Here is a 13,216-nt window from a genome sequence, read left to right as displayed (position 1 = left end):
AATAGCCGCGATCTCATTCGATTTTTTGTCAACTTTAACTTGTCCTAAAACTAATCTTTGACTGGTCGCCCAAGCACTGACCATATGAATTGCTTTTTTGTTTCCTCTTCCATCGTAAGAATGGCGAAGAGTTTTTCCATCAAGTGCAATTACTTCTCCTGAATTTAAGCAGCTAATAGATTGAATCCAACTTAAAAAACATTTCTGAAATTGTTCCGAATTGAGGCGAGAAAATACTCGTGCAATTGTGTCATGGGTCGGTATGCCCTTCGGCAATTCTAATTTTTTTTTAACCCTTCGTATTTAGCTCGACCGTAACTTTCGATATCCATGTATCAGCACCGCAAATCACGGCACAAATTGAGAGGGTGATAATATCAATTAATTGATGATGTCTCGTCCGCTCGACTCTTGGGTCTTCTCAATCATAAAAATGGTCGGCAATGGTAATTTTAGGTTTGAGTTTCATACAGGTGAACCCTAATTAAATGTTTTGTGGTTACTCAATAATTCTTCTCCAATATACCATATTCTGTTAACATTAAATTTAGATGCGTTCGCCCTGCCCCGATACCCAAGCCAGTACAGACCGCGACACCAACTCCCGGCCCGACTTGGGAAACTTTTCTCAGTGCAAAAGCCGACTCTCTGGAGACCAGGCGAAATAAAGCCCTAGCCTGCAAGAACCAACTAAAAAAGGCGATCGCTTCCGCTAAATGCCGCAAGGATTTAGAGGCCCTACGAGGAAGGTGGACAAGGGAGGAGGTTCGGTGGGTGGCCAAGGCGCTTCTAACCCCTGAGGAGCGGCGCAAGCTGCTGGCAATCTTTGATACAGACCAAGGGGAACTCAATTATGACTACTAGAAATCAGAAAGGTTCTGTAGTCACTTGCGAGCTTAGAGGAATGCTCAGGCTGCGACTACCCCGCCACCTGTTCGGAGGGCGGCAAAAATATCTTTACCTAGGCTTGCCCGATACACCGATCAATCGATCGGCGGCAGAGGAGAAGGCAAAGGGCGATCGCCGCCGATATCGCCTTCGATAAGTTTGATGTTTCGCTTCAAAAATACCAACCCACCGCAAGTCTGCCAAAACCAAAAACAAAGTACGCGCTCACCTTGGGCGACCTCTGGGAAAAATACACGGCTCACAAAGCCCAGCATCTAGCGGCGACCACAATCAAACAGGATTTTGCGGTCGTCTCTCGTCACATCGCCAAAACCTGCGGCGACCTAAACCAGGCGTCAAAAATCCGACTAGAGCTAATCGAAATTACAACAATCCGATCGGCAAAAAAATCGCTCATGCAGATCAATGCCTGCTGCGCCTGGGCAGCAGAATTTGGGTTGATAGAAGCGAACCCGTTTGAAAAAATTAAAATCAAGGCAAGGAAACCGCCCGCTGACATCCAGCCATTTACGGAAGAGGAGCGCGATCGTATAATTGACGCCTTCCGACAGACAGAGGAGTTCCAGGCCCCATTAATTGAATTTTTATTTCTTACCGGGTGCAGACCCAGCGAAGCGATTGCCCTCCGGTGGAAGCATATCGACACAAATCTATCCCAAATAACTTTTTGCGAGGCGTTTGTTTACGGGGTAGCGAAAGACACCAAAACAAGCAAATCGCGCATTTTCCCAATCAACCCAAAACTGCGATCGCTCTTATCTTCTATCAAGCCAGTAGCAGCCGACAGCGAGTCGCTAGTTTTCCCCAGCAAAACAGGGCTAATTGCCGACGAGCACAATTTAGCCAACCGACAATGGAAACCAATCCTCGAAATCCTTGGTATCAGGCAGCGACCTCTCTACAACTGCCGGCACACATTTATATCTACCTGCCTAGCCAAAGGGGTACAGGTGCGGCAAGTCGCTCTCTGGGTGGGTAATTCACCCCGCACGATCTGGGAACACTACGCAGGTCTGATAGCTACAGAAGATGTGCCGCAGTGACCCACCGCCCACAAGCCAAAGCCGCAGTTCCTACTGCGGCTTTTTTTTTGACAATCAATCCACCACAGCTCAGGAAGCTTGCAGCGCAAGGGATACATGAGCCGCAAACAAAGGCGTGGTGGTAAACAGCCCTAAAAAATCTAAAATTTCAAATCTAAAATCTGAAATCTAACAAATATTTTTAAATTTACTTTATTTTAAAAATACCCACCACATCCACCACATCCACCACATCCAATACTTTCAGCCACCACGCAATCCACCACGCTGTGCCAGTAATCCACCACGCTGTGCCAATTCAAGGCTCTCAAGAGTCTGCACATCAATTGCACATCAATTGCAAATCACTGCACATCAATTGCTGCAATCGGCAAAACCGCCCAAAAGAAAACCCCTTGCAAAACAAGGGGTTTGAGTGCCAGGAACGAGACTTGAACTCGTGACACGTGGATTTTCAGTCCACTGCTCTACCAACTGAGCTATCCCGGCTTGTTTTTTCGCCCTTTACTATCTTAGCAGACACATACAGAATTTAGCAAGCACTTTTGATAAATAATTTTTCGATCGCCCCAAAGCGCCAACCTGCAAGCTAAAAGCTGCAACTGGCGATCGCCAGATTCGCTCTTAGCCCGATCGTCCGACAGGGGTTTAAACCCCTGCCTCATAGCTGAATTCGGTTGAAACCGACTGGTAGTCCGATCGCCAGCGCGCTCAATTTTATTCCTCTTGAGTCCTCTTTGAGAGGACTTTCGCTCTCTCGACAGGGGTTAAAAACCCCTGTCGGACGATCGGACGATCGCACTGTCGGACGATCGCGTAAACCCGATCGCCCTTTTTGCGATGATTTAGATTAAACGCTGGGTAAAATCATCAATCCCCAACCAATTGGGTGTAACTCCCTTAAGAGAAGCCAAGACTTGACCGCTGCTAGTAACACTAATCAAAGTTGCATTATTGGCAGAAGTAAAGCTGAGTTCATTGAAGGTTAAACCTCCCGATAACCCAATTAAATCTTGACCTTTCTCAAAATCAAGAATCGTGTCAATCCCCTCGAAGGGTGCTAACAGAAATACATCGTTACCCAAACCGCCAGTCAGAGTATCTTCACCAATTTGACCGACAAGTAAATCGTTACCCAAACCGCCAGTCAGGAGATCGTTACCCTTGCCACCGTAGAGAGAATCGTTCCCGTCGTCGCCGTCGATCTTATCAGAACCTCGGTTGCCAAACAGGACATCTTGGCCGTTAAAACCGACTAGAGAATCATCTCCTTTGCCTCCATAAATAGTGTCGTCTCCTATTCCTCCGTCAACGGTATCTTTGTCTTGATTGCCGTTAATCCAATCGTTACCTTCAAGACCTAAGATTTGGTCATTTCCCCGCTGGCCGCTGATGGTATCGCTGCCGCTAGTACCCGCGATCGCATCATTGCCATTGGTACCCGTAATTTGATTGGGCGCAATGCTAATTATTTCCACACCGCCCTCGATAACTGGAACAGCGGGTGCATTGGGTACTGTGGCTGTTTGAATCTGTGAAGTTAAAGCAGCGCCTGTATTTTCAGCAACTACTTCCACAATTGTCTTGTTTCCCGCCGTAACTTCTTTGAAGTCTTTGGCAGTTTCCCCTAAAGCTACCTTTTGGATGCGGGCAATTGCTGTGTTTAGCAATGCACCGGAATTGTTAGATGCTGCGGTATCTATGCGCTGATTGGCTTCTACCATCAATTGCACAGCTTGCGGAGCAATGTCTAAGACTGTTTGAATGTTTAAACTGGGGTCAATTTGCTTGGTTTTAGTGACGGCTTCCTGGACGATCGCACTTAACCGTGTTGGATTGGTAAAATCCAGATTGTTGCCAATTTGAATTCGATCGCTAACTGCTGCGATGACATTTTTAACAATGACGGTATTTGCAGCATTTGAGACTCCATCAATTAAACTTGTGGTTTGGGTAATGAAGTTTTGCAGCTTGCTCATTGCTCTCAAAACTGCCACTCCGCCCGATCGCCCGCTGTTGACTGCCTCGATCGGATCTAAGCTGGTGATGTCAACGCCAGACGGAATCCCCAGCGCCGATTTGACAAGGGATTGGGCTTGCTCGACATTAATTCCGCGATCGGCTAAATCTACTATTAAACTCGTTAACAGAGTCACGACGGTGGAATCCGGCGGCGCAGAAACAGGCGTTTCCAACGGCAGTCCCGTTGCTGTATCGATGCCACCAAAAGCAACAATATTGCCTTCTGACTGTTCGAGTTCGCCGTTCTTATTCGTATCAAAAGTCTCGAAGGGAATATTGAGTTCGTATTCCCCCGTCGAACCTGTGATAGTAGACGGTTCGTTATTATCTAGAACTCCATTTTTGTTGGCATCAAAGAACAAAGTTGCACCAGCAATGTAACCATCAATCACTTGACCAGTGGCAAAAGTTATCAAATTTATAAAATTGTTTGCAGTTGCACCAGCCTTGTCTGTTGCTGTTAATTGAATTGGCACAAATTGCAGTCCAGAATTTTGACCGCTAAAGGTAAGAGTATTCGGATCGAATGTCAGCCAACTTGGCAGCGGTAAACCAGTGGTTTGCGTCGCTTTGTAGGTGAGAGTGTCTCCGGGATCTCGATCGATAAATGTATTTTGCGGCAAAGTAATTTGGAACGGCAATGAGTTTCTCACCAACAAGAAAGGCAATTCTACATTTACTACCGGCGGGTTGTTGAGATTGTTTGGTGTCGGCGCGGGAGTTGGTGGCGCGATTGGGGTAGGAGTCCTCACAGGCGGTGGCGTGGGAGTTGGTGCCGGCGCCGGTGTCGGGGTAGGAATTCCCACAGGCGGTATCGTTGTGGGGGTAGGAGTCCCCACAGGCGGTATCGTTGTCGGGGGAGTCGGCGTGGGCGTCTCCACAGGCGGTAGCGGTGGCGTTGGCGGGGGAGTCGGCGTGGGCGTCCCGGAAGGCGTTGGTGTGGGAGTTGGTGTGGGAGTTGGTGTGGGAGTTGGTGTGGGAGTTGGCGGTGGGACGATCGCAGTTGTAACGATCGCGCTAGCAGCAGAACCGTCATTATTGCTGGGGTTCGGATCGCCCGTGGTTGAGGTGCTGCGGGAAGTATTGGTGATACTGCCGATCGTCGGAGGCACTAAACTGACAGTGCGCGTTACGGTAGCACCATTGGCCAAATTGGCGATCGGCGTCCAAGTCACCACCCCTGTAATCGGGTCGTAATTGCCGCCGTCGGAAGCCAAAACTCCCGTCAAACCGGGGACAATGCTGTCACTCACCACCACATTGCTAGCAGCGCTGGGGCCCAAATTGGCAGTCGTAATTGTATAAGTAACAGTCCCCCCCGGAATGGCGGATGTGGGGCCGCTCTTGGTGGTGGAAACGTCCGCTGCACTGCCAATCACCGTGGTGACTCTGCCTCCCGGCTGGTTGGGCGCGGCAGATGTCGAGCCATCGTTGTTACTCACGTTGGGATCGGGAGTATCGGAGGTACTGCGGACGATGTTGGTGATGCTAGTGAGAGTGGCTGGGGGCACAAAGCCGATCGTCCGAGTCACGCTAGTAGCGGTTGCTAAACTGGCGATCGCCGGGAAGCTGATAACGCCTGTAGCCGGATTGTAAGTACCGCCATCGGAGACGGTGACTCCAGTTAAACCGGGAATCAGGCTGTCGGTGATGGCTAGGTTGGCTGCGGGATTCGGGCCGTTATTTTGGGATGTAATTGTGTAGGTGAGTATTTGGCCTGGATTGAGAGTGGCCGGGGCGGTTTTGAGGGTGACAACATCAGCGTTGGGGGCGATCGTAGTGGTCACAGTCGCACCGCTGTTATTTGTAATATTGGGGTCGGGAGTAGCGGAAATGCTTTTTGCTGTGCTGCTGATGGTGCCGCTCGCAGGTGCTACAAAGCCGATCGTCCTTGTTACCGTAGTAGCGTTATTGAGGGCGATCGCCGGAAAAGTCACAATCCCCGTAGCTGCGTTGTAAGTGCCGCCATCGGATGCCGTAACTCCCGTCAAACCCGGAACGATGCTATCAGTAATCGTCACGCCGATCGCAGAACTCGGGCCGTTGTTGGCTGTGGTAATTGTGTAGCTAAGCGTAGCGCCTGGATTGGCGGCTGTCGGCCCGGTTTTGGTAGTAACGAGGTCTGCGATCGAGGCGATCGTCGTGGTCATAGAAGAATTCGTGCTGCTGCCGTCGTTGTTGGTGAGTACAGGGTCGGGGGTTGCCGAGCTGCTCCGAGCCGTGTTGGTGACGCTTGTAAGGGTCGCTGGAGCGACAAAACTGACGGTACGGGTAACTGTACTGACGGCTAGGGATGCGATCGGCGGGAAGCTGACAATACCCGTAACCGGATCGTAAGCGCCACCGTCGGATGCACTGACTCCCGTCAAGCCCGGAACTATGCTGTCAGTAATCGTGACATTGGCTGCGGAGTCTGGCCCGTTATTTGCCGTAGTCAGGGTGTAAGCAATAGCTGACCCAGCAGTCGCAGTAACCGGGCCGCTTTTGGTAGTAAGGAGGTCGGCCGCAGCCGCAACAACTGTGGTACTGACTGCACTTGCTGCATTTGAACCGCTGTTATTCGTAAGGTCGGGGTCAAAAGTGGCTGCACTGCTGGATGCCGCGTTGCTGAAGGTGCGGCCTACAGCTAAACCTGGAGGTGCAGCGACTGTCAGGGTGTAGGTGACAGACTGGCCGGGATTGAGAAGGGGAATTTTCGGCCAGGTGACGTTCCGCGTAGTGCTTGAGTAAGTACCGCCGCTGCTAGCAATTACAGTGGGATTTGCTGGAAAAGCAGGCAGTAATTGGTCGGGTATTTGGTCTTGAACCAAAACTTGTTGAGCAGCTTGCGGCCCCTGATTGGTAGTAGTAATTGTGTAGGTAACGCTGCCGCCAGCTTTGACAATTGATGGGCCGCTTTTGGTGGTAACAACGTCAGCTTGACTGGTGGGAACAGGATTGACTGTCTCAATTTTGAGGTTGCGAATTTCGTGGAAGTTAGTAGCAATTCCCGTGGAACTGGCAAAACCAAATTTGAAATTAGCAGGTATCGCTCCGTTTAGAACTGCTAGATTGGGAATGTCAATCAAAGTTTCGCCCGCGCCCGCGAACAAACCGTCGTTATTCACATCCAAGGCAACTGTGAGACGGTTTGGCGTTGCAGAATTAGGCGGATTTAGGGTAATTTGAATGCTTCTTTTTGCTGCATCGCGACTGACAGTAACACTATTGTCGAAGTCAAAAGGGCCTGTAAAGTTAATACTTTTGGGGATGTTGTCAATGCCGATGGGAGAAATGGCATTTGTTAAAAACGCATAACCGCCTGCTTGACTGCCTCTGAGGGTAATTGAATCCGGTCTGTAATCAGTGACACTAGAACCGGGAATATTCGGTGGAACTGGCCCAGAACGCCCTTCGGTATTAGCAGAAAAATTCCCATACTCGTCCAATCCAATGCCCAAATAACCTCCCACCAATCCGTTGCTAGTGGCGTTGTTGGCATAGCCCAGAGAACCGCCAAAGCCTCCTGCTGCTGTCGGGCTGGCTGTCCCGTCAATCAAGAAGAAGCTAATACCGTCTCCCGGCTGTGGGGTGATAAAAGGGCCTGCGCCAGCAGCATTAACGCCGTTGTAAGCAAAGAAATCGAAGGTCATTTTCAGACCCTCTGTGGAGGGTATGGCGTTGTCGTAGAGAACAAAGGCTGGGAGTGCCACACCGTTGCTGGTCAATCTCAAGGCCCCAGAACCCGGTACATCGCCACCCAAGCCTGCAAGTATTCCAGATGAACTTCCTCCGGTGATACCGGGAATATTTTGCTGGCTGGCCGTAAAGCCTGGGTTGGGGTCAAATACCCTGCCGTTTTGTCCTCCGTAAATCCAAGGCCCCGTGACTGTGGAGTTCCTAAAAGTTTGGTTAATTAAGGTACCGAGGACAAAACTGTAAGTTTCCAGCACTTCTTTTTGAAATGCTAAACCGGCTGCGATTTGTCCTGCAACTACTTCTAATTCCCAGTCACCGCCGAGTTCTGCACTTCCGGTCAAATTAGCGGAAGCGGCAATATTTGCACCCGTAATTTCCCGCAGCCGCTGCACGAAAGTCTGGCCGATTTCTCCTGCTGCTGCGCTGCAAGATACCAGCAGAATGTCTCCGTTTTTAATTAAAGATTTTTGCCACTGCTGCAATTGGCTGCTGTAGTTTTCTATGCTGTTGCTGTCTAGGTTGGCTGCTCCGAGTTGCAGGCTGGCTCTTTTGCCGTGGGCGACTATTTGGATGCTGTCAAACCCGCTGCGCTTGGCTAAAGTTTGGGTGATTTGCGTTATTCCGTCGCCCGTCGGGTTGAGGATAATTGCTTCTGTTCCTGCTGTGACTCCGCTGGCGAGTTGTTGCCAGTTTTCTACGCGCGAGTCGATGAAGATGATGTGTTTTTCTGCTGTTTTCGGCTGATTTAGGCTGTTGCTGGCTGTGGGTGCGGCTAAAAGCCCGATCGACTCTCTGGCCCAATCTGCCTGCGGCTCGCCTTCAAGTAATTCGCCTATTGACAAACTGAAGGTCCTATCTTCTGGTAGAAATTTCATATTTTATTTGCACTGAGGTTGATTTAGGAATCGAACAAAAATGCCCTAGCACTGGATTTTTTTGAAACGGCAAATTGTGGGAGTAGGTGTGTAGCTATCCCTGGTTTTCCTGTTTCCATTTCCCGAGCATCGCACCCTTAACTAAAATAGATTTGAGTGGTAATTAAACAGTGAATAAGTTTTCAGCTAATGCTACAGCATAGACTTGGAAACCAATTCATTTATATGGTTACGACATATTATATATCGGCAGCGAGTAGAACTTGGGATAATTACTTTAATTTTGGTTAAGCTAATTTTTTCGCTCTCGATATTCTGACTTCTGTGGACTGTTTCTTGCCAAGTCTCGCCAAACCGATTGTCGATTTTGAAAAAAAAGACGGCTTACCAAGGTTTCGGTGCTTTCTGGTTGAATTGACATACTCTATTAGTTTCGATCGCCATTTCCTTGTCTCTATTTAAGCTATCGGCGCAATTTCTATTTTTTTATGCAAATCTGGAATTTTTGTTACAAAACTTTATAAAAGCGGGGATACGGAGGCATCAAAAAGTTAATTTAGTCGATCGCCCGATATTTTAGCCGATCGCCCCAAAGCGCCAGTTTGATCGTTTGGACTTCAGTCCGCAGCATAAGCGGACTGAAGTCCAAACGATCAACGATCAAACCTTCCAGTGCGGACTTAAGTCCGCAGCATAAGCGGACTGAAGTCCAAACGATCAAACCTTCCAGTGCGGACTTAAGTCCGCAGCATAAAGCGGACTGAAGTCCAAACGATCAAACCTTGCTTATTGGGGTCAATCGATCGGACATGATATAAGCTAAAAACTGCAACTTAGATTCCAACAATCGCAATGGCACTGCAACATCGAGACAGCCGGGGCAAAAGTATGCTGATTTTAGGCATAATTTGGCTGCTGGGGGCAATTAGCGATCGCCTCTGGTTTGCGTGCGATCGATCTGTACCCGCCTGGGATCAAGCAGAATACCTCACTAGCACGCTGAATTACTTGCAGGCGTTGCAGGATCCTCAGTGGTTTTCCGGCGAGTGGTGGACAAATTTCTGGCTGCTTTCGACGAAGATTCCGCCCTTGGCGTACATCTTGACGGTGCCGTTTCTGCATATTTTTGGTACAGGGGGCGATCGGGCAACCCTCGTTCATTTATTATTTAGTGCAATTCTCCTCGCCTCAGTCTACAGTTTGGGCACCAAATTATTTAATCGACAAGTTGGTTTGTGGGCTGCTGCAATTTGTATTTTATTACCGGGGCTTTATCGATTCCGCTTGCAATTTTTACTTGATTTTCCCCTAACTGCTGCGATTACTTTTTGTTTCTATTGTCTGACAATGTGGAAAGAAGGTTCGGCAGCGGATTTTGTAACGGATGTAGCGGATGTAGCGGATGTAGCGGATAGACTGAAGTTGGATAAAAGAACCAAAAAGAAGCATAAATTCTCCCCCTCGGGGGCGGGCACGCACCATCCACCGCCCCTACATACCCTCTCCGCCTCTTCTTTCTTTTGGGCGATCGCCTTTGGAATTTCTCTCGGCTTATCAATATTAGTTAAACACACTACAGTATTATTTTTGTTTACACCAATTCTGTGGTTGGCAGTTGGTGCAGTGCGCCAAAAAGCTTGGGGAAGATTAGCTCAATTAGCTGGTGCTTTGTTGCTGTCGGCGGCGGTGTTTGGGCCCTGGGCTAAAACCAATTGGCTGTTAATTTTGACCGGGGGAAAACGGGCAACGCTGGATTCTGCGATCGCCGAAGGAGATCCGGGCTTGAATACAATCGGTGCTTGGATTTACTATATTCAGCACTTACCAGAACACGTTTCTTGGCCTCTGTTACTGATTCCCTTAGTCGGATTTATACTTTATTATTGGCGAAATCGAGCCGATAGTCAGTCAATCTTGCACCTTAACTCCTGTCGGTGGCTGGCGGTATTTTGGATAGGAGCTTATTTAATTAATTCGCTAAATATCAACAAAGATGACCGATATGTGATACCTTATTTACCAATACTAGCAATCTTTTTAGCCTATTTTTTAACCCTGTGGCCGCAGCGCTGGGAAAAGCAAATTCGCTGGGCAACAATTGGCTTAGGAATCCTAGCGATGCTGTTCCATATGTGGCCGCTGGGCGGTGCTTTTGGACATAGCTTTGTTCAAGCTGTCAGCCCCGGCAATTCCAGCTATCCTTACTTGGGGAAAGAGTGGCCGCACCGAGAAGTAATTGCCGAAATTATTGATACGGAACCTTATTTGCAATCGACTTTGGGCGTGTTGCCTTCGACGCCACAAATTAACCAGCACAATTTGAATTATTACGGTGCTTTGGCGAATTTTCAGGTTTACGGGCGGCAGGTGGGAACGAATTTAAAAGAAGTGCCGCAAGATGTGCGATCGCTTTCTTGGTTTTTAACTAAAACTGGCCCCCAAGGTTCGATTCGGGAACGGATTAAAAAAGCTCAAAATGCTGCAGTGGCGGCGATTGAGACTGGCGGTAAATTTAACTTGCAAAAAAGTTGGGTTTTGCCTGACAATACTAATTTGAATCTTTACCGCAAGCAGTTGCACGCGGTGGAAATACAGCCGTTGCCTGAAGCGCGATCGCAAGTACAATTAGAGCAAGTGACTGTTTTGGCAAAACCGGTTCCCGGTGTGGCGCTACCGGTGACTTATATTTGGTCTGGGCCTTGGCAGCAGTTGCAGTCTGGTTTAGTGTTGTTAACGTGGCAAAATCAGCAGTCTGACGATATTTCAGCGGGACAGACTTTCAGGATTTTACACGATCGCGCGATCGGGCAAGCAACTTTGCATCCGGGGATGCTGGAAGCCGATCAATTTGCTGTGGGATTTCGAGTTGTCGATCGCACGGCGATGCTAACTCCTGCTAATATTGCACCGGGAAGTTACAATCTGCAAGCGACTTATCTCGATCGCAAAACCGGCGAAACTTATCCGATGAAAGTGCCGCAGGTAACGCTTAAAATCGATGCAGATCCTCTTAATATCCGTTCCCAAGCTGTTCCGAAGAACGAAGATGAGAAAAAGTTCAAAATCGCCGACGATCGGCCTGGGAACGAGGAGCAGCCGGAGTTAGATTTGGTAACTCAATTGCGGGCGATGGCGGTTAATTTACCCAAAGGATTGCCCGGTTTAGAACCAGTTTTCGAGCAGATTGGACGGATCAATCAGTACGATCCAATTCAAGATTACACCCTGCAAGCGGAACAATCGTTAGAATATCGACTGAAGCAGGAACCGAACAATCTAGAATTCGCCTATGCTTTGGCATTTTCTAGAGTATTGCAGCAGAATGTCGAAAGTGCGATCGCAGCTTTAGAAAAAGTCACCCAACTCGACTCTCAAAACCCCTACGCTTACGCTTATCTCGCCTTCGTCCAGATTTACGGATGGCATCCCAAAGCCGCTGAAACAGCCTTAAAACCAGCCCTCGCCCTCAACCCCAACCTGCCGGAAATTAGAATTTTAAACGGTTTAGCCGCTTTAATGCAAGGCAACGTCATTCAAGCGTGGCAAGATTTGCAATTCTTGAAAAAATTGAAAATCTAACCATCAAGATTAATACTCAATACCAGCTTGAGCCTTAATACCTTGTTCTCGGAATGGATGCTTAACCAAAGTCATTTCAGTCACCAAATCGGCGCGCTCAATTAATTCGGGTGGCGCGCCTCGGCCTGTTAGAATAACATGAGAGTCTTCGGGTTTTTGGTCTAAACCTGCAAGCACTTGCTCGACTTGCAAATAACCCAGCTTTAATGCTATATTGACTTCATCTAACAAAACCAACTTAAATTCAGGATTGCAGATAAAACTTACAGCTTTATCCCAGGCTTTTTGAGCTGTTGCGATATCTCGATCGCGATCCTGCGTATCCCAAGTAAAGCCTTCACCCATGGCATGAAATTCTAGCTGATTTTCCCAGAGTTCAAAAACGGCTTTCTCTGCGGGTTCCCAAGCCCCTTTGATAAATTGTACTATGGCGACGCGGTAGCCGTGACCGAGCGATCGCAAAACCATTCCCAAAGCCGCCGTAGTTTTGCCTTTACCGTTACCCGTATTGACAATTATCAAACCTTTATCTTCAGCAGCATTAGCAATTCGCTGCGCCTGAACTTCTTGTCGGCGCTGCATTTTTTGTTTGTGCTGTTCGGCTGTTAAGCCCGTCGTCGTAGTTGTTTCTGTATTCATTTCCATGATATTTATTTTAACCGCAGATGAACGCAAATCAACGCTGATAGATGTATGATGTCTAGTTACTTATACCATTTTTCCAAAATAATGCAACTGTAGGGAATCTCCCAACCCCATTGGTGTCAACTTAAGGTCAAATGTAGTCAAATACTGCTGTTTGACGATTGAGGCCAGATCCCCCCTAACCCCCTTAAGAAGGGGGGAACCGGAATATCTCAAAGTCCCCCTTCTTAAGGGGGATTTAGGGGGATCTGGCCTTGGATAGAAAGCAGATATAAAAATGGTTTTAGCCTGGTTGTTGATACCAATCTCTCAACTATTATCCCACAAATCAATCTCAAATCACAAATCAAAAAGCCCAAATCGTCTTACCCCCAGACTGCTTGCAAGTTTAGCACGAAACCGGGCAAAATATCTTCTCCTGAAAGTTCTGTCGGACATTCCAAAACTTCTTTTTCTTGTCCTTGG

7 protein-coding genes, 1 tRNA gene and 2 pseudogenes are annotated in these 13,216 nt (G+C 48.2%); 4 read left to right on the top strand and 6 right to left on the bottom strand.

What is annotated here, in order from left to right; all coding sequences use genetic code 11:
• Nucleotides 1-469 (bottom strand): annotated as a pseudogene (locus JGK39_RS30955) (ISAs1 family transposase); the annotation flags it as partial.
• Nucleotides 470-853: 384 nt separating this feature from the next.
• Here JGK39_RS30955 and JGK39_RS30950 point away from each other — a divergent pair.
• A complete protein-coding gene (locus tag JGK39_RS30950; RefSeq protein ID WP_293261576.1) occupies nt 854-1,045 on the top strand; it encodes a hypothetical protein in 192 nt (63 codons plus the stop codon).
• A gap of 259 nt (nt 1,046-1,304) precedes the next feature.
• On the top strand, nt 1,305-1,952 hold the full coding sequence (locus tag JGK39_RS30945; protein WP_293261574.1) for a site-specific integrase: 648 nt from the start codon (nt 1,305-1,307) through the stop codon (nt 1,950-1,952).
• Between the two features lie 416 nt (nt 1,953-2,368).
• On the opposite strand, the gene JGK39_RS30940 is transcribed toward JGK39_RS30945, so the two are convergent.
• Nucleotides 2,369-2,441, bottom strand: a tRNA-Phe gene (locus tag JGK39_RS30940).
• A gap of 23 nt (nt 2,442-2,464) precedes the next feature.
• Entirely contained in the window at nt 2,465-2,617 is a 153-nt protein-coding gene (locus JGK39_RS30935) for a hypothetical protein (protein WP_293261572.1), read from the bottom strand.
• A gap of 12 nt (nt 2,618-2,629) precedes the next feature.
• Here JGK39_RS30935 and JGK39_RS30930 point away from each other — a divergent pair, with 12 nt between their 5' ends.
• Nucleotides 2,630-2,806, top strand: a complete 177-nt coding sequence (locus tag JGK39_RS30930; RefSeq protein WP_293261570.1) for a hypothetical protein — start codon at nt 2,630-2,632, stop codon at nt 2,804-2,806.
• On the opposite strand, the gene JGK39_RS30925 is transcribed toward JGK39_RS30930, so the two are convergent.
• On the bottom strand, nt 2,798-8,527 hold the full coding sequence (locus JGK39_RS30925; protein ID WP_293298663.1) for a DUF4347 domain-containing protein: 5,730 nt from the start codon (nt 8,525-8,527) through the stop codon (nt 2,798-2,800). The two genes, JGK39_RS30930 and JGK39_RS30925, sit on opposite strands and share 9 nt — an antisense overlap.
• 852 nt (nt 8,528-9,379) lie before the next feature.
• Here JGK39_RS30925 and JGK39_RS30920 point away from each other — a divergent pair.
• Nucleotides 9,380-12,106: a glycosyltransferase family 39 protein gene (locus tag JGK39_RS30920; RefSeq protein WP_293298660.1), complete on the top strand. Its 2,727-nt coding sequence runs from the start codon at nt 9,380-9,382 to the stop codon at nt 12,104-12,106.
• 9 nt (nt 12,107-12,115) lie between these two features.
• Here the strand turns inward: JGK39_RS30920 and cobO are convergent, their stop codons facing one another.
• Together cobO and JGK39_RS30910 are read right to left on the bottom strand one after the other, a co-directional pair.
• Nucleotides 12,116-12,751, bottom strand: a complete 636-nt coding sequence (cobO, locus tag JGK39_RS30915; RefSeq protein WP_293261562.1) for a cob(I)yrinic acid a,c-diamide adenosyltransferase — start codon at nt 12,749-12,751, stop codon at nt 12,116-12,118.
• A 365-nt stretch (nt 12,752-13,116) separates the two neighbouring features.
• Nucleotides 13,117-13,216 (bottom strand): annotated as a pseudogene (locus JGK39_RS30910) (Uma2 family endonuclease); the annotation flags it as partial.

It is taken from the genome of Microcoleus sp. PH2017_12_PCY_D_A (assembly GCF_020738565.1).
Classification (GTDB): domain Bacteria; phylum Cyanobacteriota; class Cyanobacteriia; order Cyanobacteriales; family Microcoleaceae; genus Microcoleus.
Note: the sequence above shows the minus strand (reverse complement) of the source record. Positions and strands in the feature narration are given on the sequence as shown.

Excerpts from the sequence above, each read along its gene's own strand:
- JGK39_RS30935 (WP_293261572.1), bottom strand. The coding sequence starts at position 2,617 with ATGAGGCAGGGGTTTAAACCCCTGTCGGACGATCGGGCTAAGAGCGAA.
- JGK39_RS30925 (WP_293298663.1), bottom strand. The coding sequence starts at position 8,527 with ATGAAATTTCTACCAGAAGATAGGACCTTCAGTTTGTCAATAGGCGAA.
- cobO (WP_293261562.1), bottom strand. The coding sequence starts at position 12,751 with ATGGAAATGAATACAGAAACAACTACGACGACGGGCTTAACAGCCGAA.
- JGK39_RS30920 (WP_293298660.1), top strand. The coding sequence starts at position 9,380 with ATGGCACTGCAACATCGAGACAGCCGGGGCAAAAGTATGCTGATTTTA.
- JGK39_RS30950 (WP_293261576.1), top strand. The coding sequence starts at position 854 with ATGACTACTAGAAATCAGAAAGGTTCTGTAGTCACTTGCGAGCTTAGA.
- JGK39_RS30945 (WP_293261574.1), top strand. The coding sequence starts at position 1,305 with ATGCAGATCAATGCCTGCTGCGCCTGGGCAGCAGAATTTGGGTTGATA.